Annotated in this window: 22 protein-coding genes; 17 read left to right on the plus strand and 5 right to left on the minus strand. The window is 63.2% G+C overall.

Annotation, left to right across the window (positions count from 1 at the left end; all coding sequences use genetic code 11):
- Positions 1–27 precede the first annotated feature (27 nt).
- From ACFOW7_RS11490 to ACFOW7_RS11505, 4 genes are all read left to right on the plus strand, one after another.
- Complete coding sequence (locus ACFOW7_RS11490) at positions 28–861, plus strand: substrate-binding periplasmic protein (protein ID WP_378164288.1); 834 nt, start codon at positions 28–30, stop codon at positions 859–861.
- Between the two features lie 9 nt (positions 862–870).
- Positions 871–3,171, plus strand: coding sequence for a PAS domain-containing sensor histidine kinase (locus ACFOW7_RS11495; protein ID WP_378164290.1), 2,301 nt, complete (start codon positions 871–873; stop codon positions 3,169–3,171).
- Positions 3,161–3,766, plus strand: a complete 606-nt coding sequence (locus ACFOW7_RS11500) for a response regulator transcription factor (protein WP_378164292.1) — start codon at positions 3,161–3,163, stop codon at positions 3,764–3,766. The genes ACFOW7_RS11495 and ACFOW7_RS11500 overlap by 11 nt, the downstream gene beginning before the upstream one ends.
- 484 nt (positions 3,767–4,250) lie before the next feature.
- Positions 4,251–5,396, plus strand: a complete 1,146-nt coding sequence (locus tag ACFOW7_RS11505) for an ABC transporter substrate-binding protein (RefSeq protein ID WP_378164294.1) — start codon at positions 4,251–4,253, stop codon at positions 5,394–5,396.
- 506 nt (positions 5,397–5,902) lie between these two features.
- On the opposite strand, the gene secA is transcribed toward ACFOW7_RS11505, so the two are convergent.
- Positions 5,903–8,626: a preprotein translocase subunit SecA gene (secA, locus tag ACFOW7_RS11510; protein ID WP_378164296.1), complete on the minus strand. Its 2,724-nt coding sequence runs from the start codon at positions 8,624–8,626 to the stop codon at positions 5,903–5,905.
- Between the two features lie 159 nt (positions 8,627–8,785).
- Positions 8,786–9,703, minus strand: coding sequence for a M23 family metallopeptidase (locus tag ACFOW7_RS11515; RefSeq protein ID WP_378164298.1), 918 nt, complete (start codon positions 9,701–9,703; stop codon positions 8,786–8,788).
- Positions 9,704–9,727: 24 nt separating this feature from the next.
- On the opposite strand from ACFOW7_RS11515, the gene ACFOW7_RS11520 reads away from it, so the two are divergent.
- Positions 9,728–10,174 carry a DciA family protein gene (locus tag ACFOW7_RS11520; protein ID WP_378164300.1) on the plus strand — a complete coding sequence of 149 codons (447 nt, stop codon included), beginning with the start codon at positions 9,728–9,730 and terminating at the stop codon, positions 10,172–10,174.
- A gap of 573 nt (positions 10,175–10,747) precedes the next feature.
- Here the strand turns inward: ACFOW7_RS11520 and waaA are convergent.
- Together waaA and waaC are read right to left on the minus strand one after the other, a co-directional pair.
- Positions 10,748–12,058 (minus strand): lipid IV(A) 3-deoxy-D-manno-octulosonic acid transferase, encoded by a 1,311-nt coding sequence (gene waaA / locus ACFOW7_RS11525; RefSeq protein ID WP_378164302.1) that lies wholly within the window; start codon positions 12,056–12,058, stop codon positions 10,748–10,750.
- Entirely contained in the window at positions 12,055–13,020 is a 966-nt protein-coding gene (gene waaC, locus ACFOW7_RS11530; RefSeq protein ID WP_378164304.1) for a lipopolysaccharide heptosyltransferase I, read from the minus strand. The genes waaA and waaC overlap by 4 nt, the downstream gene beginning before the upstream one ends.
- A 65-nt stretch (positions 13,021–13,085) precedes the next feature.
- Here waaC and ACFOW7_RS11535 point away from each other — a divergent pair, with 65 nt between their 5' ends.
- Together ACFOW7_RS11535 and ACFOW7_RS11540 are read left to right on the plus strand one after the other, a co-directional pair.
- Positions 13,086–13,847, plus strand: a complete 762-nt coding sequence (locus ACFOW7_RS11535; RefSeq protein WP_378164306.1) for a glycosyltransferase family 2 protein — start codon at positions 13,086–13,088, stop codon at positions 13,845–13,847.
- A gap of 43 nt (positions 13,848–13,890) precedes the next feature.
- Positions 13,891–14,937, plus strand: a complete 1,047-nt coding sequence (locus ACFOW7_RS11540; RefSeq protein ID WP_378164308.1) for an NAD-dependent epimerase — start codon at positions 13,891–13,893, stop codon at positions 14,935–14,937.
- Here the strand turns inward: ACFOW7_RS11540 and ACFOW7_RS11545 are convergent.
- Complete coding sequence (locus ACFOW7_RS11545) at positions 14,922–16,142, minus strand: RNA-guided endonuclease InsQ/TnpB family protein (protein WP_378164311.1); 1,221 nt, start codon at positions 16,140–16,142, stop codon at positions 14,922–14,924. The genes ACFOW7_RS11540 and ACFOW7_RS11545 overlap by 16 nt on opposite strands.
- 22 nt (positions 16,143–16,164) lie before the next feature.
- On the opposite strand from ACFOW7_RS11545, the gene tnpA reads away from it, so the two are divergent.
- The 10 genes from tnpA to ACFOW7_RS11595 all read left to right on the plus strand — a co-directional run bounded on the left by tnpA (position 16,165) and on the right by ACFOW7_RS11595 (position 23,873).
- Complete coding sequence (tnpA, locus tag ACFOW7_RS11550) at positions 16,165–16,578, plus strand: IS200/IS605 family transposase (protein ID WP_378164313.1); 414 nt, start codon at positions 16,165–16,167, stop codon at positions 16,576–16,578.
- Between the two features lie 183 nt (positions 16,579–16,761).
- Positions 16,762–17,202 carry a hypothetical protein gene (locus ACFOW7_RS11555; RefSeq protein ID WP_378164315.1) on the plus strand — a complete coding sequence of 147 codons (441 nt, stop codon included), beginning with the start codon at positions 16,762–16,764 and terminating at the stop codon, positions 17,200–17,202.
- A gap of 61 nt (positions 17,203–17,263) precedes the next feature.
- Positions 17,264–17,707 carry a PTS sugar transporter subunit IIA gene (locus tag ACFOW7_RS11560; RefSeq protein WP_378164317.1) on the plus strand — a complete coding sequence of 148 codons (444 nt, stop codon included), beginning with the start codon at positions 17,264–17,266 and terminating at the stop codon, positions 17,705–17,707.
- A 5-nt stretch (positions 17,708–17,712) separates the two neighbouring features.
- Complete coding sequence (gene hprK, locus ACFOW7_RS11565; RefSeq protein ID WP_378164319.1) at positions 17,713–18,654, plus strand: HPr(Ser) kinase/phosphatase; 942 nt, start codon at positions 17,713–17,715, stop codon at positions 18,652–18,654.
- Positions 18,651–19,511 carry an RNase adapter RapZ gene (gene rapZ, locus ACFOW7_RS11570; RefSeq protein ID WP_378164321.1) on the plus strand — a complete coding sequence of 287 codons (861 nt, stop codon included), beginning with the start codon at positions 18,651–18,653 and terminating at the stop codon, positions 19,509–19,511. Before hprK ends, rapZ begins: the two co-directional genes overlap by 4 nt.
- Positions 19,495–19,881 (plus strand): NusG domain II-containing protein, encoded by a 387-nt coding sequence (locus ACFOW7_RS11575; protein WP_378164322.1) that lies wholly within the window; start codon positions 19,495–19,497, stop codon positions 19,879–19,881. Before rapZ ends, ACFOW7_RS11575 begins: the two co-directional genes overlap by 17 nt.
- A gap of 387 nt (positions 19,882–20,268) precedes the next feature.
- Entirely contained in the window at positions 20,269–20,796 is a 528-nt protein-coding gene (locus ACFOW7_RS11580) for a Gx transporter family protein (protein ID WP_378164324.1), read from the plus strand.
- Positions 20,793–21,419 carry a flavin prenyltransferase UbiX gene (locus ACFOW7_RS11585; protein WP_378164326.1) on the plus strand — a complete coding sequence of 209 codons (627 nt, stop codon included), beginning with the start codon at positions 20,793–20,795 and terminating at the stop codon, positions 21,417–21,419. The genes ACFOW7_RS11580 and ACFOW7_RS11585 overlap by 4 nt, the downstream gene beginning before the upstream one ends.
- 120 nt (positions 21,420–21,539) lie before the next feature.
- Positions 21,540–23,051, plus strand: coding sequence for an acid phosphatase (gene acpA / locus ACFOW7_RS11590; protein WP_378164328.1), 1,512 nt, complete (start codon positions 21,540–21,542; stop codon positions 23,049–23,051).
- Positions 23,052–23,081: 30 nt separating this feature from the next.
- Positions 23,082–23,873: a TIGR00266 family protein gene (locus ACFOW7_RS11595; RefSeq protein WP_378164330.1), complete on the plus strand. Its 792-nt coding sequence runs from the start codon at positions 23,082–23,084 to the stop codon at positions 23,871–23,873.
- Positions 23,874–24,059: the final 186 nt, after the last annotated feature.

The raw sequence follows: 24,059 nt of genomic DNA on the forward strand, positions 1-24,059 counted from the left end.
CGGCACACAGTCGGCTATAACGGGTCTATGACCCGCCTTGCCCTGCTGCTTCTGCTCTCCCTGCCGGCCACCGCCGCCAATACGCTGCGCTGTGTCGGCAGCGAATTTCCTTATATCTTGAGTCTGCGCGACGGCAAGCCGGTCGGGGTCGCCGTCGATCTGCTGGCCGAGCTGGAAAGCCGGGCCGACTTTCGCTGCCGTATCGAGCTGCTGCCCTGGAAACGAGCCCAGGCGCTGGTGGCGGAAGGTCAGGCCGATCTGTTGATCGGTCCGTATTGGAACCTCGAACGCGACCGCCAGATGCGTTTTGTCGGCTTGCCGTTCTATGTCGACCAGATGGTGCTGTACCGGCGCCACGACCGCAGCGGACTCGAATGGCAGGGCGACTATCAAAGGCTCGCCGGCCGCACCATAGGCGTGACGCGCGGCTGGTCGTTCGGCAACCATTTCGACCAGATTCGCCAGCGCCTGCAACTCGACGAGGCCGATACGCTGGAGCAGACGCTGCGCAAGCTGGTCAGCGGCCGGGTCGATCTGGCGGCCAGCAACCGGCGCAATGCCGAGGTCCTGATCGAGCAGTTCGGCTGGAATGGCCGGCTGGTCTTGCTCGAGCCGCCGCTGCAGCAGGTCGGCGGCTATTTCGCCTTCAGCAGCAACTGGGCCGGCACCCCCCTGTTCACCCGTTTCGAGGCAGCCCAGCGCGAGTTGGTGCAAAACGGCCGGGTACAGGCCATCAGCCGTCGCTATCCGGTAGACTTCCCTGGGCCGCGTTTCGATTGGGAGACCTATCTCCGGCTCGAACGCAGCGAGCTGACCGGACCGGGGAAAGCCCCAAGCGCCGAGGCCAGCCAACCTCGTTAAGCTAGCTGGGTGTCAAATCCTGCCGTGATCAATTCGCTTCCCCGCCTGTCGCGCCGCGCCAACTGGCTATGGGCCATGCCCAATCTGGCCATGCTGTGCTTTCTGGCCGCCGGCGCCGCCTTATTGCTGTTCCTCAACAAAAACGAACGCGAATCGCGCCGCGAGGCGCTGATCAAGGACGTGATGTGGCAGGAGCAGACCCTCAAGGTCCAGATCCAGGGCCATCAGAACTACCTGATCGAACTGGCGCGCGACTACGCCCGGCGCGAACTGACCGAACGCAGCTTCTATACCTCGGCCGCTTCGCTGGTGGCCAACAACTCCGAACTCGTGGCCGTCGCCCTGACCAATGAATACGGCGAAGCGGTATGGAGCTACCCCGCCAATGCCGTCGATCCGCTGCGCACCCTGCCTGCCGTGCTCGAACCCTTGCAGCGCTCGGCCCGGATCGGCCTGTCTTCGAGCACGCCGGTCTTCGACTACCCCGGCGCCGGCCCGGCCGTGGCGCTGGCCCAGCCGTCGATGGCCGGCAATCACACCGTCGGCGCCTTTGTCGCCGTGGTCTCGCTCAAGCGACTGTTGCGCAACCATGTGCCGTGGTGGATCGCCCAGCGCTATCAGATCAATGTGATCGATCTGCAAGGCGAAGTCGTGGCGGCCCGGCTCGAACAGGAACCCATCGTCAACGAACTGACCCAGGAGCTGGCGCTCGACCCGCCTGGCTACGGCCTGCGGCTGCGTGCCACGGCCTATCAGACCAGCGGCCCCTTATGGCTCAAGGTGCTGTACGGCGTGCTGGCGGGTCTGAGTCTGCTGATGCTGTGGTCGCTCTGGGTGCTCAAGCGTCATATGCGCGAGCGGCTGGCGGCGGAAAAGGCGCTGACGCGAGAGATGAGCTACCGCCGCGCGATGGAGGACTCGCTGGTCTCGGGCATGCGTGCCATGGATATGGAAGGCCGCATCACCTACGTCAACCGGGCTTTCTGCCGCATGGTGGGCTTCGAGGCCCATGAGCTGATCGGTCGCAAGCCGCCGATGCCCTACTGGCCGCCCGAATCGACCAGCCAATGCGAAATGGTCTATGCCGCGATCCGCCGTGGCGAATGCCCGCCCAACGGCTTCTCGGTACGTTTCATGCGCAAGAGCGGCGAGCGCTTCGATGTGCGGCTGTATGCCTCGCCCCTGATCGACGGCCATGGCCAGCAGACCGGCTGGATGGCCTCGCTCAACGACGTCACCGAACTCAAACGCGAGCCCGAGGCACTCAAAGCCTCGCATGAACGCTTCGTGGCCGTGCTCAACGGCGTCGATGCGGCCGTGGCCGTGACGGACCGTGACAGCGGCGAGCTGTTGATGAGCAATCGGGCCTTCCGCGAGTCGTTCCAATTGCCCGAGGGCGACGGCCCGCTGTGTGCGCTGCCGCTGCGTCAGGCCGGCAAGGAAGGCGAAGTGTTCGACCCGGTGGCGACGCGCTGGTATCAGGTCAGACGACGCGAATCGGTCTGGGTCGACCAGTCGCTGGTCTGGCTCGATATCGCCACCGACATCACCGAAAAGAAACTGGCCGGCGAGCGCGAGCGGCAACAGGCGGAAAAGCTGCAACAGACCGCCCGATTGGTGGCGATGGGCGAAATGGCATCGAGCCTTGCCCACGAACTCAATCAACCGCTGGCAGCGATTTCAAGCTATGGCACGGCCTGTCGCAATCTGTCGAAGATGGGTCAACTGCCGCCCGAAGACCTCGATACGGCGCTTGACCGGATTACCGAACAGGCGCGCCGGGCCGGCGAGATCATCCGTGGCATCCGCGAATTCGTGCATCGGCGCGAGCCCAAGCGTACCGCCTGCCAGATTGACGAGCTGATCGATACGGTCTTGCCGCTGCTGGGCGCGCCCTTGCGCAAGCAGAATGTCCGGCTGGTCGAGCGGCGCGGCAGCGAACTGCCGGTGCTGTACGCCGACCGGGTGATGCTGGAGCAGGTACTGTTCAATCTGATCAAGAACGCCATCGAAGCGATGGCCGATACGCCGCCCGAGGCGCGCGAGCTGACCATCGAGACCAGCCGGCGCGGCCATCAGCTGGTGATCACGGTGGCCGACCGCGGTCGGGGTATCGAGCCTGAGCAGATGACCCGGCTGTTCCAGCCCTTCTACAGCACCAAGCCCGAAGGGATGGGCATGGGCTTGAATATCTGTCGTTCGATTGTCGAATATCACCATGGCAGGCTCGGCGTCGAAGCCAATCCCGGCGGCGGCAGCCGCTTTACCGTCAGCCTGCCGCTGGCTCTGGAGATCGCTCATGCAAACTGAACCCCGCATCGCCCTTGTCGACGACGACGCCGCCATCCGTGACGCGCTCAAATGGCTGTTCGCCTCGCGCGGCCATAGCGTCGCCACCTTCGATAGCGCCGAAGCCCTGCTGGCTGAGGCCGATCCGAGCCGCTTCGGTTGCCTGTTGCTCGATCTGCGCATGCCCGGGATGGGCGGAATGGAGTTGCTGCAAGCGCTCAACCAGCGCGACTACTGCCCGCCCGTGCTGTTCCTGACCGGCCATGGCGATGTGCCGCAGGCAGTCCTGGCGATGAAGCTCGGCGCGGTCGACTTTATCGAAAAGCCGTTTGACGACAATGAGCTGGTCAATCTGGTCGAGCGCTATCTGGCACTCGATGCCGAACGCCGGGTCGCCCACGGCAACCGGCGCGAGATCGAAAAGCGGCTCGAAGACCTGACCCCGCGTGAAAAGGAAGTGATGGAGCTGTTCCTGGCCGGCAAACTCAACAAGCAGATTGCCGATGCCCTGACCATCAGTATGAAGACGGTGGAAGTCCACCGGGCCCGGGTGCTCGACAAGATGGGCGTGAAGTCGGCAGTCGAGCTGGCCAATCTGCTCAAGGAATTGGGCTGATCCGGATAATTCAATTATTTCTCTATCTATAAGGCTGCTGACATAGCAGCCTTTTTTCTTGATTTTTTCCAAATTGCTCGCTGCCCTGATGGCGCCAGAGCATCGGCCTTGTTCGCCTCTCGCTTCGCCGCAGCGCAACACAGTGTTTTCGATTTTTCCGCTTGCTGGCCGGCTCATCCCTAACAATTGACGCCAGCGGCCGTTTTCGGGCTCAGCAGCAGTGTGGAGAACCATTGCTGCGCCGCAGCAATATTTTGGGGTGGGCAGAGTTATCCACAGGCAGTGCTTTTCTGGTACATACAAGTTGTCTAATCAGGAAAACCTTGTGAAATCGTGGCTTTACGTCGCTTGTCTTCCAAGGAGCCCTTTTCTACCGTTCGTCGGAAAATGCAAATGGCATTGCCACTTCACTCTTGCGTCGCAACAAGAAAAGGCTTAAAACATCGTTACATTAACGTTTTCTGATTTAAGTGGAGGCCGGATCATGAACAGCCGTTTCTGGAATCGCGTAGCGCACGTCTGCACTGGTATCGCAGCGACCATTGCCCTGGCATATGCCGAACCCGGCGTACTCGAGGACAAGATCGTGATCGGCCAGTCGGCAGCGCTGAGCGGTCCCGCCAAGTTCCTGGGCAGCGAGATGCGTGAAGGCGCCATGGCCTACTTCTCGATGCTCAATGCCAACGGCGGCGTCCATGGCCGCAAGATCGAACTGATCACGCTCGATGACAGCTACGAACCCGATCGCGCTGCGGCCAATACCCGCAAGCTGATCGACCAGAACAAGGTCTTCGCCCTGTTCGGCTACGTCGGCACCCCGACCAGCCTCGCTGCCATGCCGGTGTTCACCGAAGCCAAAGTGCCGTTCTTCGCCCCGTTCACCGGTGCCGAAGCACTGCGCCAGCCATTCAACCGCCATGTGTTCAATATCCGCGCCAGCTACTCGGAAGAAACCGAAAAACTGGTCCGCCACGCTCTGGGCCTCAACCTCAGCAAGATCGCCGTGTTCTACCAGAACGACGCCTACGGCAAGGCAGGTCTGGAAGGGGTGCAGCAGGCACTCGAACGGCGTGGCCTGGCGATGACCGCCGTCGCCACCGTGGAACGCAATTCGACCAATGTCGCCGATGCCGTCAAGAAACTCGCGGCCGCCAAGCCCGACACGGTCATCATGATCAGCGCCTACAAGTCGTGCGCCACCTTTATCAAGGAAATGCAGGCCCAAGGCTCGACCGCCCACTTCTATAACGTGTCCTTCGTCGGCAGCCGCCCGCTGGCCGATGAACTCGGCGACGAAGGTGCCGGTGTGGTGATCAGCCAGGTGATGCCCTTCCCGTTCGAAGCCGTGAAGCCGATCGTTCGCGAATACCGCGCCGCCATGCAGCGCTTTGAGCCGAAAGCCCCGATCTCCTTCACCAGCCTCGAAGGTTTCGTTGCCGCCAAGGTGTTCGTCGAAGGTCTGCGCCGCGCTGGCCCGCAGCCGACCCGCGAAAGCCTGATGCAGGCCTTCGAAAAGATGGAGGAATACGACGCAGGTGGCTTCAAGGTCGGTTTCTCGGCCGGCAACCACAGCCGCTCCAAGTTCGTCGATCTGACCGTCCTGCAACGTGGTGGCCGCTTCCGCAACTAAACCGATTGCGCGACCGAAGCGAATGCGCAAGCAAACCGGCGCCGAGACGAGAACCACCCACCAACCGGACCGTCTCGACGCTGATCAAACTGGGCTTTCCCGCCGACATGGCAGCCCTTGGGTCGAGGAGGAGGAAACTCCCGCCCCCACCGACTGAGTTGCAACCCAGTCGATTTAGAGAAAACGCCGCTCCCCGAGCGGCGCTTTTTTTGGGGCTGGCTGCCTTGCTTCAGCCTCTCCCGCGCCCCCTCCTCACCCGCCGTCTGACAGAAGACTGAAGCGTCGGGTCGCGGTGCCCGTTGGACACGAATCGGGGAGTGCCGGCCTGATTCGCCGGGGAGATGGCTGCGCTGGGACGGTGTATTGGTGGCAGAGTGGCAGTGGGCGCCATAGGCAGATATGCATGAATCGCATAGATAAATGCCCATGTGCCATACCATGTCTCGAACCCAATGAAAATAGCCATGCGAAATTCGCATGGCTATTTTTCAGGAGTCCGCGTCGGCTCAGCTCAGCTTGCCATGACACTGCTTGAACTTGAGGCCCGAGCCGCACGGGCACGGGTCGTTGCGGCTGGTGCGGGCCATCACTTCGGGCGGCAGGCTGCCCGCTGGGGTAGCGGGGCCGCCGGCCTGTTCGGATTTACCGGCCAGCGCTTCCTCGTAGTCGGCGTGGTGGAACTGCATATCGGGCGTATCGTGCTGGTCGAGCGCCTCGACATCGGCCTCGGAGCTGATCCGCACGGTCATCACCAACATCACCACATCGCGGCGGATACGCATCAGCAGTTCTTCGAACAGCTCGAACGCCTCGCGCTTGTATTCCTGCTTGGGGTTTTTCTGGCCGTAGGAGCGCAGATGGATACCCTGGCGCAGATGGTCGAGCAGCGACAGATGTTCGCGCCAGTGCTGGTCGAGCACCTGCAACATCAAGGCACGCTCGAAATGACGCATCACATCGGCACCGATGCTTTCGTTGCGGGCGGCGTAAGCGGCAGCCACTTCCTGGAGCACGCGCTGCTTGATCGCATCGAGTTCCAGATGGTTTTCGGACTTGAGCCAGTCCGACACCGGGATGGACAGCTGCATCTCGCCCAGCGCCTTTTCCAGGCCGACCACGTCCCACTGCTCTTCCATACTGTGCGGCGGCAGGTGCTGGTCGACCAGATCGCTGACCAGACCGTCGCGCAGGCTGGCGATGGTTTCGGAAATATCGTTGACTTCGAGCAGCTCGTTACGCTGGGCGTAGATCGCCTTGCGCTGCTCGTTGGAGACATCATCGTATTCGAGCAGTTGCTTACGGATATCGAAGTTACGGCCTTCGACCTTGCGCTGGGCATTCTCGATGGCCCGGCTCAGCAGACCCGACTCGATCGCCTCGCCTTCGGGCAGCTTGAGCCGCTGCATCAGGGCGCCGATCCGTTCGGCGGCGAAGATGCGCAGCAGCGGGTCTTCCATGCTGAGGTAGAAACGGCTCGAACCCGGGTCGCCCTGGCGGCCGGCACGGCCACGGAGCTGGTTGTCGATCCGGCGCGACTCGTGCCGTTCGGTACCGATGATATGCAGACCGCCCGCTTCCACCACCTGCTTGTGCAGACCTTCCCACTGGTGGCGCAGATCGGCGGTGGCGATGGTGCGTTTGAACTCGTCGACCGATGGGTCGTTTTCCATCGACTTGATCTGGTGCTCGACATTGCCGCCCAGCACGATGTCGGTACCACGACCGGCCATATTGGTGGCGATGGTGATCATGCCGGGCCGACCAGCCTGGGCCACGATATCGGCTTCGCGACCGTGCTGCTTGGCGTTGAGCACGTTATGCGGCAAGCCCTCCTTCTGCAGCATCGACGACAACAGCTCGGAGTTCTCGATCGAGGTGGTACCGACCAGCACGGGCTGGCTGCGGCTGTAGCAGTCCTTGATGTCCGCCAGAATGGCGTTGAATTTCTCGTCAGCGGTCCGGAACACCTGATCGTTCATATCGCGCCGGACCATGGCCCGGTTGGTCGGGATAATCACGGTTTCCAGGCCGTAGATCTGCTGGAATTCGTAGGCTTCCGTATCGGCCGTACCGGTCATGCCCGACAGCTTCTGATACATACGGAAGTAATTCTGGAAGGTGATCGAGGCAAGGGTCTGGTTTTCCTTGTTGATCTCCACCCCTTCCTTGGCCTCGATGGCCTGATGCAGACCTTCGGACCAGCGACGGCCCGGCATCAGACGGCCGGTGAACTCGTCGACGATCACGATCTCGCCGTTCTGCACCACATAGTGCTGATCCTTGTGATACAGCGCATGGGCACGCAGCGCGGCGTACAGATTGTGCATCAGCGGAATGTTGGAAGCCGCGTAGAGGCTGTCGCCCTCGGCCAGCAGGCCGGCCTGGCTCAGCAGCTCTTCGGCGTGCTCGTGGCCCTGTTCCGACAGCAGGACCTGGTGGGCCTTCTCATCGACCCAGTAATCGCCCGGGCCGTCTTCTTTTTCCTGCCGGATCATCAGCGGCGCGACCACATTCATGCGCAGATAGGTCTCGGTGCTGCCGTCGGCCTGGCCCGAGATGATCAGCGGGGTCCGCGCTTCGTCGATCAGGATCGAGTCCACCTCATCGACCACGGCAAAGTGCAGGCCGCGCTGGACCCGCTCCTCGACCGTATAGACCATGTTGTCGCGCAGATAGTCGAAACCGAATTCGTTGTTGGTGCCGTAGGTGATGTCGGCGGCATAGGCGGCCTGCTTCTGCTCATGCGGCATCTGGCTCAGGTTGATGCCGACGGTCAGGCCGAGGAAGTTGTACAGCGGCGCCATGGTGTTGGCGTCGCGCTGGGCCAGGTAATCGTTGACCGTCACCACATGGACGCCGCGGCCGCTCAGCGCATTGAGGTAGGCGGGCAGCGTGGCCACCAGGGTCTTGCCTTCCCCGGTGCGCATTTCGGCGATCTTGCCGTCGTTGAGCACCATGCCACCGATCAGTTGAACGTCGAAGTGGCGCATGTTCATCACCCGCTTCGAGGCTTCGCGGCAGACGGCGAAGGCTTCGGGCAGCAGGTCGGCCAGTGCTTCGCCCTTGGCCAGTCGTTCGCGGAAAGCTGGGGTCTTGGCCTGAAGCTCGGCGTCGCTCAACCCTTGAATCTGGGCTTCCAGGGCATTGATCTGACGCACCGTGGCCCCGTACTGCTTGAGCAGCCGGTCGTTGCGGCTACCGAAAATCTTTTTCAACAAATCGGCGATCATCGTTTGTCCATGCGGGCCCAGGGGCGCCGTCCAAAAACCGTTTGCCGCGCTGCGGCGTAAAAACACGGCGGACCGGAAACCGATCCGCCGTGCGGAAACTTCACTTGAATCAGCGCCGGAAAGATGCCGGCGGAATAAAAATTTTTCAAGTCCCCATCATTACCGACTATCGGCTACTACACGGGAGGCACCGGAAAAGCCCACGAAGTAGGCGGGATTCTGCGGCACGCCTTTGTAGCGGATCTCGAAATGCAGATGGGGACCAGTAGAGCGACCTGTGCTACCCAATAAGGCCAGCTTTTCGCCGGCCTTGAGCACCTGACCGGCCGTCACCAGCAACTTGGAGGCATGTGCATAACGACTGCTGATGCCGTTGCCGTGGTCGATCTCGACCATATTACCATACTCAGAATGGTATTCCGCCGTCACCACACGGCCACCGGCCGCTGCACGGATCGGGGTGCCGACGTCGCCGATAAAGTCGATGCCTTCGTGGAAAGTCTGCCGCCCATTGAACGGGTCGATACGCCAGCCGAACTGGGAAGAACGCAGGCCACTGGCCATCGGCAGGCTGGTCGGGGCCTGCCAGGTATTGAGTTTCTGTTGGGTCAGCACCGCTTCGAACAGACCGTATTGGTCAAGCGCGGCTTCGATATGGCGGTCGGTCGCCGTCACCAGCGCGACCAGCTCCCCATAGCTGATCGGGTGTTCGCCCCGCAGCGGTCGGGCGCCACCTTGCGGGGCACTGACGGTACTTTGGAAGGGTTTGGCATCGATGCCGGTCTTGCCGGCCACCTGCCGGGTCAGGCCATCGAGCCGCACCAGTTGCGCCTGCATCTGACCGAGCTTGACCGCCAGTGCGTCGATCTGGCGCTGCTGCGCCACCGGCGTGCCCGGCAGGCTGGGCAGATTGGGCATATGCCAGCCCAGGCGCCGGGTCATTTCGTAGGTCCCCCAGCTTGCCGCGCTCAACAGGCCCAGCACCGCCAGCAGCGCCAGCAGCCCAAGCGCGGCCAGATGGCGTGGGCCCAGCGTGACCGCTTTGGACATTCGATCCGACAGCAGAATAACATTCACGTTTTCGCTCCTTGTCTGCTCACCATGAGCGCTAGCCGCCCCGAACCGTTACGTCACATCAACCGTCTGCTCGCGACGCCCGAGCTTCAGCGCATTGCCCGTCTTGCGGCGGCACAACAGCGTCTGGCCCTGCTATGGAAGCAAATCGTCCCGGTTGAACTGAGCCAAGCGGCCCAGGCGGTCGGCGTGGTAGATGGCTGCCTGCTGGTCACGACACGCAGCCCGGCAATCGCGGCCAAACTCAGGCAGATGGAGACCCGTTTATTGGCCCGACTGATCGAAAATGGCCTGGAAGTTAACGCAATCCGCGTCAAGGTGCAAGTCGAGACCCTGCCCCACCAACAGACGAAACCGAAGCGAAATCCGGTACTTAGCGATGCTGCCCGCGATACGCTGGCCGACGCCGCCCGCTCGCTTCCCCCTTCGCCGCTGGCCGATGCCCTGGCCAGAATGGCTAATCGCCGCCGTTGAGTCGTCTTCACGCTCCCACCATGACCGCTACCCTTGCCATCCAAGGGCTGCTGCGGATCAGCGCCCGGACTTCGCTGTCGCGGACTCAACTCGGCAGGCCGTCCCAGCTACCGCTGGCTGCCACAGGGCCGGGAATGCAGCCAGCCTCTAAAAAAATAAAATAAGCTGCAAAATCACTGCAAATACAGTGGCAGGCCATTAAGAGAAATAAACGTTATACCCATCCATTCCACTCTTTGACCCACTCGCCATAAAACCTCCATCGCAGCAAGCACTTGCCACCAACAAGAGAGATAGGCAGGTGAAATAAGAATGGAAGGTTTCCTGCCAACCCCCAAGCTTTATCCAAGCCGTTTGTCGCGCGGATCGGTGTTATGACTCACTCACCACACTGGCTGCGCACACTTAGTCTCCTTCGCAGGCAAGCCAAAAACACTCCGGAGCCGGCCGATGACGACAGATCGGACCTGGCATCATCGACGCGCTGGCCGGATGGACCCGGCCTTGGACAGGCAGTGCCCAGGCAAAGCGCGGCCAGGGATTCAGCAATGGGTCGAACCTTAGGGGGAAGTTTCAGGATGAGTGGGCGGGACGGGCTGGCCCATCGTGCCGCAGGCCCGGCTCGATCACCGCCAGTGCCCGCGCCAGGGCGCCACGGTTGCGTTGCACCAGTTCCCGTCCGGCCTGGGCCATGGCGGCGCGGCCAGTGGGGTCGGCTAGCAGTTGGTCGACCAGCGCCAATAATCCGTCCGCGTCGTCTGCCTGCCGGGCGGCCCCGGCGGCCAGGGCGTCGCGCACCACTTCCGCGAAATTGAAGGTCGATGGACCGATCAGCACCGGTACCCCCACCGCACACGGCTCGATCAGGTTATGGCAGCCGAAATCGAGCAGACTGCCGCCCATCACGGTCAGGTCGGCCATCGCCAGATAGGCGGCCAGCTCGCCCAGGCTGTCGCCCAGCAATACATCCTGCTCAAGCGGATCGGCGCCATTCCACTCACTACGCCGCCGCCAGCTCAGGCCGCGCGCCGTCAGCAGTGCCGCCACCACATCAAAGCGCTGCGGATGGCGCGGCACCAGCACCAGCAGCCCACCGATCGGCCGCCGAGCCAAGGCGTCGAGCAGCAGCGCCTCCTCGCCTTCGCGGCTGCTGGCGATCAGCCAGACCGGTCGCGTTCCTGCCGCCGCCCGCCAGGTCTGGCCTCGGGCCACCAGCGCCGGGTCGGCCGCGAAATCGTACTTAAGGTTGCCGATGACGCTGAAGACCGGACCGCTGGTGCCCGGGTCAAGCAGGCTGCGCAGCCGCTCGGCATCGTCGGCGCTCTGCGCCGCCACGGCGCCCAATCTGGCCAGTGCCGGGGCGATCAGACCGCGCACCCGGCGATAACCGGCCAGCGAGCGCTCGGACAGCCGGGCATTGACCAGATGAAGTGGCATGCCACGCTCGGCGCAGGCATGGATCAGATTGGGCCACAGCTCGGTTTCCAGCAGCACGCCGAGTTCGGGCCGAAAGCGGTCGAGAAAGCGAGCCACGGCATCGGGCCGGTCGTAGGGCAGATAGGCGAGTTCGACCCGCTCGCCGAATAGTTGCCGGGCAGTGGCGCGGCCCGTCGGGGTCATCTGGGTCAACAGCAGACGGTGGCCGGGATGACGCTGCAACAGCGCTTCCACCAGCGGTGCGGCGGCGCGGGTTTCACCGACCGAGACCGCATGGAGCCACAAGGTAGGGCGCGACTGGGCGGGCGCTTCATAGCGACCGAAGCGCTCACCCCAATCGCGCCGGTACTCGGGCTGCCGCCGGCCGCGCCGCCACAGATAGCCCAGCACCAGCGGCGTCGCCAGCCACCAGATCAGCGTATAGAGGCAGCGCGCGGCCCGGTTCAAGCGCGTGACTCCAATCCGGCCAGCGTGGCCGCTTCGACCTCGGCCAGACGCGGCGGCGTGCCGATGCCGCCCAGGCTCACGGCATAAGCGCTCGAACGCACCCCGGCGAGTTGCGGCGGCGAATCGCAGAAGATGGCCACGGTGGGCGTCGCCACCGCACCGGCCAGATGCATCAGGCCGGTATCGACGCCAACCGCGACTTCGGCCCCGGCCAGCAGCACCGCCGCTTCGGTCAGATTGAAACGCGGCGCGACCACCGCATCGGGCACGACCTGAGCGATCCGCTCGGCCCGCTCGCGCTCGGGCGGCGAACCCCAGGGCAGCACACAGCGCAGGCCACGGCTGGCAAGCACGCGGCCAAGGCTGATCCAGTCGGCTTCGGGCCACAACTTGGCATCGCGGCTGGTGGCGGTCAGGAACACGGCATAAGGCGAGGCAGGGCGCCACGGCAATTCGAGCGGCGGCGGCTGAAGACCAAAATCGAGCGGACCTTCGGGCTCATAGCCCAGCGCCCGGCCGGCGATCAGTCGGTTGCGCACGATCACATGAAGCTCGCGCGAAATATCGAAGCGGCGGTGATAGAACAGGCTGGCAAATGGATCGCGGGCGCTGTGCCGATCGAAGCCGGCCACGGTGGCGCCGCTGAGCCGACCGACCAGGGCGCTTTTGATCAGTCCTTGCGAGTCGATCGCCAGGTCGTAGCGTTCGGCCTGCAAGGTGTCGCGGAAACGCCGCATCTCGGCCCGATAGCCGGCGTCGAACGGCCGTCGCCGCCAGCGTCGCAGGGCAATGGGCACGATCCGTTTGATGGCCGGATGGAGTTGCGGCAGTTCGATGAAATTCTCCTCGACCACCCAGTGAATCTCGGCCTCGGGGAAATGGGCCGCGATATCGGTGGCGGCCGGCATATTGTGGACAATGTCGCCCATCGAACTGAGGCGCAGAAGCAGGATTTTTGGCATGGGCCGGATTATAGCCGGCGCCGGTTCGCTACAATGGCGCCGCCCTGCACTTCCGAGTTACCGCCATGCCCGCGCTCAGCCTGGTCCTGATCACCAAGAACGCCGCCCTTCAGCTCGACGCCTGCCTCGAATCGGCCCGCGGACTGGTCGATGAGATCGTGGTAGTCGACTCGGGCAGCAACGACGAGACACTGGCCATCGCCCAACGTCACGGCGCCCGCCTCATCACCCAAACCTTTCTGGGCTTCGGGCCGCAGAAACGCCTGGCGGTCGAGGAAGCGCGCCACGACTGGGTGCTGTGCCTTGACGCCGACGAGCGGCTGACGCCCGAGCTGTCCCATTCGATCCGCGCCGCGCTCGCCCACCCGACCCATCCGGCCTATCGCTGCGCCCGCCGCAACCGCTTCTTCGGCCGCTATCTGCGCCATGGCGAGGCTTATCCCGACTGGTGCGTGCGGCTGTTCGACCGCCGCCGCGCCCAATGGAGCGAGGACACGGTCCATGAGAAGGTAGTGGTCGAGGGCACGACCGGCACGCTGACCGGCGACCTGCTGCACGACTCGGCCGAGAATCTGAGCGAATACCTGAGCAAGCAGAACCGCTACACCGATATGCAGGCGCAACAGCTGTTCAGCGCCGGCCGCCGCGTCGGTCATCTGAAGCTGTGGCTGTCGCCGCTGGTGCGTTTCGTGCGCTATTTCTTCTTTCGTGGCGGCCTGCTCGATGGGGCGGCCGGCTTTTCCCATATCGCCATCGGCAGCTTCTTTGCCTTCGTCAAATACGCCAAATTGATGGAGCGCTGGCGTCAGAGCGACCGTTCCGCCTGAGTTGCCCGGCCCGTGCGGCCGGTTTTTCCGGAGTCAGACCAGCATGAATATCCTTGTCACCGGCGCCGCCGGCTTTATCGGCATGCACACCGCCCGCGCCCTGCTCGACGCCGGCCATCGGGTGGTCGGGATCGACAACCTCAACGATTACTATCCGGTGGCGCTCAAGGAAGCGCGGCTTGCCACCTTGCGCGAGCGGCCCGACTTCGTCTGGCGCCAGCTCGATATCGCCGACCGCGACAGCATTGCCGCCCTGTTCGCCGCCGAGCCGTTCGATGCCGTGGTCCATCTGGCTGCACAGGCCGGCGTGCGCCATTCGCTGCGCGACCCGCATGCCTATGTCAGCGCCAATCTGCTCGGCTTTACCAATATTCTCGAAGGCTGCCGCCATGCCAGGACGCCGCATCTGGTGTTCGCCAGCACTTCCAGCGTCTACGGCCAGAATGCCAAGGTACCGTTCCATGAAGCCGACCCGACCGACCACCCGGTCAGCTTCTATGCCGCAACCAAAAAGGCCAACGAGGCGATGGCCCACAGCTATGCCCATCTCTATGGTCTGCCGGTGACGGGGCTGCGCTTCTTTACCGTCTATGGCCCGTGGGGCCGGCCCGATATGGCGCCGTGGCTGTTTACCGAGGCGATCCTGGCCGGGCGGCCGATCAAGGTGTTCAACCACGGCCAGTTGCAGCGCGACTTCACCTATATCGACGATATCGTCGATGGCATCGTCCGCCTGCTGCCGCTGGCGCCGACCGCAGGGGGGGACGGCAGCCGGCCCGATGAGAGCTGGGCGCCCTACCGGTTGTGCAATATCGGCAACCACGATCCGATCCCGCTGCTACGCTTTATCGAGACGCTCGAAGCGGCCATCGGACGCGAAGCGATCAAGGAATTCCTGCCGATGCAGCCGGGCGACGTGCCGGCCACCTTTGCCGATACCGACAAGCTGGCCGGACTGACCGGTTTCTCGCCGCGTACCCCGCTGCGGGAAGGTCTGGACCGTTTCGTGGCCTGGTATCGCCGCTATCACGTTGACATCCTCCCCGGCCTGAAGTCCGGAGATTCCTACGGCGCTCAGGCGCGGCATTGAGCCGCCACTGAGTCGCTTCGGTGGGTTCCTGCTGCTGGCGGCATTGCCTCACCGCTCACTTCACAGGCTAACCGGGCGTGTCCCGCCCTTAGAACATTGATCGCGCCGACCAAGTCGGCGTTTTCCTCGACACCGCATTCCACGCAGGCGAACCGCGCTTGTGTCTGGCGATTCTCCGCTGACACATGCCCGCAGCACGGGCAGGTTCGGCTTGTGTTCTGCGGAGGTACGGCAATCAGATACCCGCCGTTCCATGCCAGCTTGTAGTCCAACTGGCGGCGGAACTCGAACCAGCCCTGGTCGAGGATGGACTTGTTCAGGCCGGACTTGGCCTGAACGTTCTTGCCCGGCTTCTTGGTTGTACCTGCCGCCGACTTGGACATGTTCCGTACCTGCAAGTCCTCGATACACACCATCGCGTGGTTTTGGCTAATGGTTGTCGTGGCCTTGTGCAGGTAGTCGCGGCGGGCATTGCCGATGCGGGAATGAAGCTTCTGGACGCGGGCTTTCGCCTTCTTCCAGTTACGGCTGAACTTGACCTTGCGGCTCATCGCCCGTTGAGCTTTGCGCAAGGCCATTTCGTGCCGTTTGAAACTGTTGAGCGGTGCCAAAAAGCTGCCATCGCTCATCGTGGCGAAGCGGGCAAGGCCCATGTCGATACCGACCGCACCACCTTGCGGAATGGGCTGTGCAACTTCCCGCTCGGTCTGGATGCTCACATACCACTTGCCGCAGGACTGGCTGACGGTGACGTTCTTCACCGCGCCGAGTACGTCCCGGCTATTGCGGTAGCGCAGCCAGCCGAGCTTGGGCAGGAAGATGCGGTTGTTCGCCTGGTCGAGCTTGATTTGCTTCGGGTCGGGATAGCGGAAGCTGTCCGACTGGCTCTTCTTCTTGAAGCGCGGGAAGTCGGCCCGCTTGGCGAAGAAATTGCTGTAAGCCCGCTCCAAATCCTTGAGCGTCTGTTGCAGCGGGTGCACGGGTGCATTGGCCAGCCATGCCGTTTCCGTGCTGTTGCGCCATTCGGTGAGCAGCTTGCACAACCCCGCATAGCCCAACTTCTTCTCGCCTTGTTCGTAGCGCTCCTTCTGTAACGCCAGTGCCTTGTTGAACACAAACCGGCATGATCCGGCGAAGCGGCGCATGTCGCGTTGCTGCTCGCCGGTCGGCATCAGTTCGTATTTGAAGGCTTGAAGTCGTTCCATACCTCAATAATACTTTTGGTCTATGAGCAATGATAACGATATTCGACAAGGGCGGCACTGTGTTTTCAAGATGCACGTCCATTTGGTCTTTGTGGCGAAATATCGCCGCAAAGTATTCGATGGCGATGCCATCAATCGGCTGCGCACGATCTTCGCCAAGGTCTGCGCCGACTTCGAGGCGCAACTGATCGAGATGGATGGCGAGGACGATCACGTTCATCTTCTGGTGGAGTACCCGCCCAAGGTGGCCGTATCCAACCTCGTGAACAGCCTCAAGGGTGTGTCCAGCCGCTTGCTACGCAAGGAACGGCCGGACATCCAGAAACGCTACTGGAACGGCGTGCTGTGGTCGCCGTCCTATTTCGCCTCATCCTGCGGCGGCGCACCGATTTCCATCGTCCGCCAGTACATCGAACAGCAGCAGACCCCACACTGAAAACAAACCCCCAAGGACGGCTACGCCGTCCACGCTATCCTTCCCCAGCCTGAAGACCGAGGCTTGCCGCGCACCGGGTCAGGCGTGAACTGCTTTTATATAAGCGACTGGTAATCGACCTAGTTGGATTCCGGGCAGATCGCCAGCAATCTGCCCACTATCCGTTTCCCAGGAGGACACGCGATGCCGACCAGTGCAGCGAATCCGGACGTCGAAGCGCCCCCCCTGCCGTCGCACGCGGAGCAAGCGCCGCTGGCGTCTTTCCTCGAACGCTGCGAACTGGCGCTGCTGGGCGCCCAGAACGGGCTGGCCCATCTGGCGCTTCTGCTGCTCGAACTCGATCCCCCACCGGCCCCGACCTTTCTGCCCCAGCTGCGCCAGGCGCTGCGCCGGGGCGATATGCTCACCGTGCTTGCGCCCAACCGTTATGTGGTCCTGTTCGAAGGGCTGGCCTCGGAACCCGAGGCCGATGCCAGGCGACTGGCGACCAAGCTGATCGAGACATTCACGGGTGTCGAGGTGCGCATTGGCCTCGTGGTGCACCGCAGCGGCCACAGCGCCAGCGCCGCCGCATTGCTCGACCGGGCCCAGGCGTCACTCGATGCCGCCCGGCCGACGCGCTGACGACGTTTTTTCCGACGCAAAGCCAGCGTACAATGGCGCGCTCTTTCAGATGGATCAGCCCATGGCCCTGATCGCCTCCATCCTGTCCCCGGACAACGTATTCCTCGACCTCGACCTGACCAGCAAGAAGCGCCTGTTCGAGCAGGCCGGCATCCTGTTCGAGAACAGCCACGGAATCGCCCGCAGCGTAATCTTCGACGCGCTGTTTGCGCGCGAGAAGCTGTGCTCGACCGGCTTGGGTCAAGGCGTGGCGATTCCGCACGGTCGCATCAAAAGCCTCAAGGACGCGGTCGGCGCCTTTGTCCGGCTCAAGACCCCGCTGCCGTTCGAGGCGCCCGACGGCAAACCGGTCAATCTGGTCTTTATCCTGTTGCTGCCCGAACAGGCCGATCTGCATCTCTATATCTATGCCGAGCTGGCGCACTTGTTCAGCGACAAGAAGCTCCGCGACGCACTCGCTGAGGCCAAGACCCCGGCCGAAGCCTATCAACTGATCGCCGGATAGCCTCCATGCCGCAAATCACGGTTCGCCAGCTGTTTATCGACAACGCCGAAAAGCTCCGGCTGACTTGGCTGGCCGGCCAGAGCGGCGCTAATAATCTGCTTGGCAACGAGGCCAATCAGCAAAAGCCGACCCATTCGCTGGTCGGCCACCTCAATTTCGTCCACCCGAACCGGGTCCAGGTGCTGGGCCTGGCAGAGATCGCCTATCTGCTCGAGCAGGAAAGCGAATCGCTGAAGAAATCGATCGGCCGGCTGTTCTCGACCGAGATGGCGGCGATGATCATCGCCAACGGCCAGGCCGTCCCCGATGTCCTGCGCGAGGCCTGCGAGCGGGCCCATGTGCCGCTGTTGACCTCGCCCGAGCAGTCGCCCTATCTAATGGACGTGCTGCGTTTCTATTTGGCCAAGGCCCTAGCTGTATCGACCAACCTTCATGGCGTATTTCTTGATGTTCTTGAAGTCGGCGTATTGCTGACCGGCGAGAGCGCCATGGGCAAGAGCGAGCTGGCGCTTGAACTGATTTCGCGCGGCCATGGTCTGGTGGCCGACGATGTGGTCGAGCTGTACCGGATCGCCCCCGATACGCTCGAAGGCCGCTGTCCGCCGCTATTGCGTGATTTCCTGGAAGTGCGCGGCCTGGGCGTGCTCAATATCCGCACCATCTTCGGCGAGACGGCGGTACGGCCGCGCAAGAACCTGAAGCTGATCATCCATCTGGCCAAGGCCAGCGAGGCGATGACGCCGCTTGACCGCTTGCAGATGCAGGCCGCGACGCAGGAAGTGCTCGGGGTCGAGATCCGCAAAGTCGTGCTGCCCGTGGCGGCCGGTCGCAACCTGGCCGTGCTGGTCGAGGCGGCGGTGCGCAACTACATCCTGCAACTGCGCGGTATCGATTCCACCCGAGAATTCATCGAGCGGCACCAGCGCTTCATGGAGTCGGGCGAATGACCCTACAGTTGGTGCTGGTCAGCGGTCTGTCAGGCTCGGGCAAGAGCGTGGCGCTCAAGCTGCTCGAAGACCTCGGCTATTTCTGTATCGATAATCTGCCGGCCACCCTGCTCGCCGACACCGTCAAGCTGCTCGAAGCCCAGGGCCAGCCAAGACTGGCCATCAGCGTCGATATCCGCAGCGCGCAGAGCCTGCCGGCCCTGCCCGCCTGTCTGGCCGACCTCAAGGCGCGTGGGCTCGATGTCCGGCTGCTGTTTCTCGAAGCCAAGCACGAAGCCCTGCTCAAGCGCTTTTCCGAGACCCGCCGCCGCCACCCGCTGTCGACCCTGCATGGCGACCTGACCGTGGCCGAGTGCATTACGCTGGAGCGCGAAATCCTCGCCGAGGTGGCCGATCTGGCTCATCGGGTCGATACCAGCGATCTGTCGGCCAATGCGCTGCGCGCCTGGGTGCGCCAGTTTCTGGCACTCGATCAGTCGCGGCTGACCGTGATTTTCCAGTCGTTCGGCTTCAAGCATGGTCTGCCGCTCGATGCCGACTTCGTGTTCGATGCGCGCTGTCTGCCCAATCCCTACTACGACCCGGTCCTGCGCCCCTTCAGCGGCCGCGACCGTCCGGTGATCGACTTTCTGGCGGCCGAGCCGGCAGTGGGGCGGATGTATCACGATATCGAAACCTTTCTCGAGCACTGGCTGCCTTCGTTCGACCGCGACAACCGCAGCTATGTGACGGTGGCCATCGGCTGCACCGGCGGCCAGCATCGCTCGGTCTATCTGGCCGAACGGCTGGCCGGGCGCTTCCGTGGCGAACGTCAGGTGCTGTTGCGCCATCGCGAACAGGATGGCGAGCACCGCTGACTGGCTGGCCCTGCTGCGGCCGGGCGACTGGCTGCTATTGGCCGGTGGCCTGGTTCTGGTAGGCGTCAGCTTCCCCTACTGCTGGCAACGTCCGGCCTCATTGCGCCTGATCGCCAGCGCCGACGGCCGCACCGTGGCCGAACTGCCGCTCGACCGGGCCCAGCGGCTTGAATTACCCGGACCGCTTGGCACCACGGTGGTCGAGGTCGGCCAAGGCCGCGCCCGTATCCTGGCTGACCCGAGTCCGCGCCAATACTGCGTGCGGGCAGGCTGGCTCAGTCAGGCTGGCGACAGTGCGCTGTGTCTGCCCAATCGCACCGCAATCGCCGTGGTCGGCCGCGAGCCGCTGTACGACAGCCTGAGCTATTGAGCGCCCGTTCCGCCATACCGGCCGCCTCGCCACCATGCCCGCATCCACCTGCCCCCAACCCCGCTTCCCGACACGGCGCCTGGACAATGAACTAGGCTTATTGCGCCCCATCCGATGGTGTCTATCGACAGGCCACACCACTGTCCCGGCGTTTCGTCACCTGTTCGCTGCCGCGACCGGGTCGATGGTGGTGCAATCGGGTTCTGTTAGAGGAGCGATGGAGCTGGCAGCGGGGCCGACAGGCAGAGCGGCATATATCAAATTATCTGCAAAATACTTGCAACATTTCTAGCCACAAAAATAGAAAAATAGTATTTTTATGCAAATCCCATTGCTGAATCCACCCAGCCTGCCCCCTTGCCGCGCCACAAGCCGGAGCGCTGAGCAATGAGCCGTATCGAGCTGGTGGCCAACGCCGAAGACCATCGCATCGCGCGACTTGCCGCTGCGGCGATCGGGCTTGCCTGTCTCGATGCGGCGATTCCGTCGCCGCTGCCCGGTGTCAAACCGGGTTTTGCCAATATCGTGACGCTGATTGCACTTGACCGTTACGGCTGGCGCACGGCGGCCTGGGTGGCGGGGCTGCGGGTGGTAGCGTCCTCGCTGTTGTTCGGTCAGTTGCTGACCCCGGGCTTTTTTCTGGGCGCGGCGGGTGCGCTGGCAAGTCTGCTGGTATTGGCACCGTGGTCGCGTCTGCCGCGCCAATGGTTCGGCCCGGTCAGTGCCTCCTTGCTCGCGGCATTGGCCCATATCGGCGCGCAGTGGTTGGTGGCGCGCTATTGGCTGGTGCCAAGCCCCGGACTGATCTATCTATTGCCGCCGCTGGCCAGTGCCGCCTTGCTGTCCGGACTGGTCAACGGCCTGATTGCTGCGGCCTGGCTGGCCCGTCATCCCTGTTCGGAGACTGCTGCATGAATCCTCCCCGCACCGTCACCCTGGCGCTCACCGGCGCCTCGGGCATGCCCTACGGCCTGCGTCTGCTCGAATGTCTGCTTGAGGCCGGTGTGCAGGTCTATCTGCTCTACTCGCAGGCGGCCCAGGTGGTGATCCGGCAGGAGATCGGCGAAACCTGGCCCTCGCGGGCGCGCGAAGTCGAAGCGCAGTTGCAGGCGCGCTTCCAGGTCGATGCGAGCCGATTGCGGGTATTCGGGCGCGAGGAATGGTTTGCGCCAGTGGCCTCAGGCTCCAACCCGGCCGATGCGATGGTGATCTGTCCCTGCACCATGGGCACCTTGGCCTCGGTGGCCTGCGGTCTGTCGGACAATCTGATCGAGCGTGCCGCCGACGTGGCCATCAAGGAAGGCCGCAAGCTGGTGATCGTGCCGCGCGAGACGCCTTTCTCGGCGCTGCATCTGGAGAACATGCTCAAGCTCGCTCGGCTCGGGGTCTGTATCCTGCCGGCCAATCCGGGCTTTTATCACCATCCGCAGGACATCGGCGCCCTGGTCGACTTTATCGTCGCCCGGATACTCGACCAGCTGGGCGTCCCGCACCGGCTGATGCAGCGCTGGGGCGAGGCAACGCCGGAAAAGGATTAGCGTGGTCATGAATCTGCAAAGAGATTACAAGACTCATAGCCATGTATATAGATAAATGAATAATAAGTACAAGAGACGTCCTAAGCAGCACGTCCCCGCCACCGAAGAGAAACCCGCACCATGTCGCGTCTGATTCCTGCCCTGCTGCTTGGCCTTGCCATGCCGGCCTTGGCAGCGCCGCTCGATCGAATCGAGCATATCGTGGTCATCTATGGCGAGAACCGGGGCTTTGACCATCTGTACGGCCTGTTTCCCGGCGCCGACGGCGTGCGCGGTCTCAAGCCTCGCCAATACCGCCAGACCGATCACGACGGCAGCGTGTTCAAGCTGCTGCCCGCCATCTGGCAGGAAGACAGCAAGCAGCCCGGCCAGATCGACCCGGCCTTTGCCGAACTGCCGCGCCCGGCCAACCGGCCATTCCGGCTCGATGCGCCGCCCTATCGGCTTGGCCTCGATCAAGTGACGCGCGATCTGGTGCACCGTTTCTACCAGAACCAGGAACAGATCAACGGCGGCCGAATGGACCGCTTTGCCGCCGTCTCCAACGCCGGCGCCTTTGCCATGGGCCATTACAACGGCCGCTCGATGGCGCTATGGAAGCTGGCGCGCCAGTACACCCTCGCTGATCGCTTCTTCATGGCGGCGTTTGGCGGCTCCTTTCTCAACCATATGTGGCTCGCTTGTGCCTGTACGCCGAGCTTTCCCGAGGCGCCCGAGCGGATGCGGGCAGTGCTCGATGAAGACGGCGTGCGGCTCAAGCGCCATCCCGACTCGCCGGCAAGCGCCGTCGACGGTCCGCCACGTTATGTGCGCGATGGCTCGATCACGCCCGACGGCTATGCGGTCAATACGATCCAGCCTCCCTATCAGCCAAGCAATGTCCCGCCGGCCAAGGAAGGCGACGCGCGCCTGACCGACCCGGCCAGACCCACCTTGCCGCCGCAGACCCAGCGCACCATCGGCGATGCCCTGTCGGAAAAAGGCGTGAGCTGGGCCTGGTATGGCGCGGCCTGGAACGCCGCGGTGGCCGAAGGGATGCAGCCGGCCGAAGTGCCGCGCAAGGTAATCTATGGCGACGGCCCCGATTCGCCGGGCTTCCAGGCTCATCACCAGCCTTATAACTATTTCGCCAACTACGCGCCGGGCACGGCGGCACGTGCTGCCCATCTCAAAGATGGCGAGGATTTCGTCCAGGCCATCGACAGCGGCACGCTGCCGCAGGTGGCGTTCTACAAGCCGCATGGGATGCTGAACCAGCATCCGGGCGGCGATCTGGCGGCGGGGGACCGGCATATCGCCGAACTGGTCGAGAAGATCCGCCGTGGTCCGCAATGGCGGAAAACGCTGGTGATCGTCACCTATGACGAGAACGGCGGCTTCTGGGATCACGTCGCCCCGCCCAAGGGCGACCGCTGGGGACCGGGACCACGGGTGCCGACCCTGCTGATTTCGCCCTGGGTGCGACGCGCTTACGCCGATCACACCCCTTACGACACCACATCGATTCTGAAACTGTTGACCCGCAAATTCGGTCTGACGCCGCTTGACGGTGTACGGCCGGGCGCGGGTGATCTGACTGCGGCGCTGACCGAACATGGCCGGCGTCGTCATGTGCATCAACCCCGGCGATAGCCAACTTTTATCTGACGAGAGGACCGCATCATGGCAATGGATGTAATCGACTACCGCCTGTTCGGCGACGATATGCAATTCGTCGAAATCGAGCTTGACCCGGGCGAAGCAGCGGTCGGCGAGGCCGGCACGATGTTCTATATGGAAGACGGCATCGCCATGGACACCATCTTCGGCGATGGTTCGAGCCAGCAGCAGGGCCTGATGGGCAAGCTGTTCGGCGCCGGCAAGCGGCTGCTGACCGGTGAATCGCTGTTTACCACCGTGTTCTACAACCGGGCCGAAGGCAAGCGCCGGGTGGCGTTTGGCGCGGCCTATCCGGGCAAGATCATCCCGGTCGATCTGTCCAAGCTGGGCGGCACGCTGCTGTGCCAGAAGGATTCCTTCCTGTGCTCGGCCAAGGGCGTCTCGCTCGGTATCGCCCTGCAACGCAAGCTCGGCGCCGGCTTCTTCGGCGGCGAAGGCTTTATCCTGCAAAAGCTCGAAGGTGACGGCATGGCGTTTATCCACGCCGGCGGCGCCATTATCGAAAAGAACCTGATGCCGGGCGAAACCCTGCGTGTCGATACCGGTTGCGTGGTGGCCTTCACGGCGGGTGTCGACTTCGATATCCAGTACGTCGGCAATATCAAGAGCGCACTGTTCGGTGGCGAAGGGCTGTTCTTTGCCTCGCTGCGCGGTCCGGGCAAGGTCTGGCTGCAATCGCTGCCGCTGGCACGACTGGCCAACCGCATCGTCGGCGCCTCCACCATCGGCGGCAGCTCGGGCGGCGAGCAAGGCTCGGTGCTCGGTGGACTGGGTAATCTGTTCGAGCGCGATTGAACCGGTTCGCGTCCGACCCCGGCGTCCGACCCTCAGATGGTCCAGAACGCCCCCTCAGACGCAAAACGGTAAACGGCCGGGGCAACCCGGCCGTTTTTGCTTGGAAACGGCAATGAATCAGCACATTGTCGAGAGACTGGGCGTCAGCGGGTCCGGACACAAAGCGTCAGGCGCAGACCGCACACG

Origin of the sequence: Chitinimonas lacunae (genome assembly GCF_042650885.1) — a bacterium.
GTDB classification, from domain to species: Bacteria; Pseudomonadota; Gammaproteobacteria; order Burkholderiales; family Chitinimonadaceae; genus Chitinimonas_A; species Chitinimonas_A lacunae.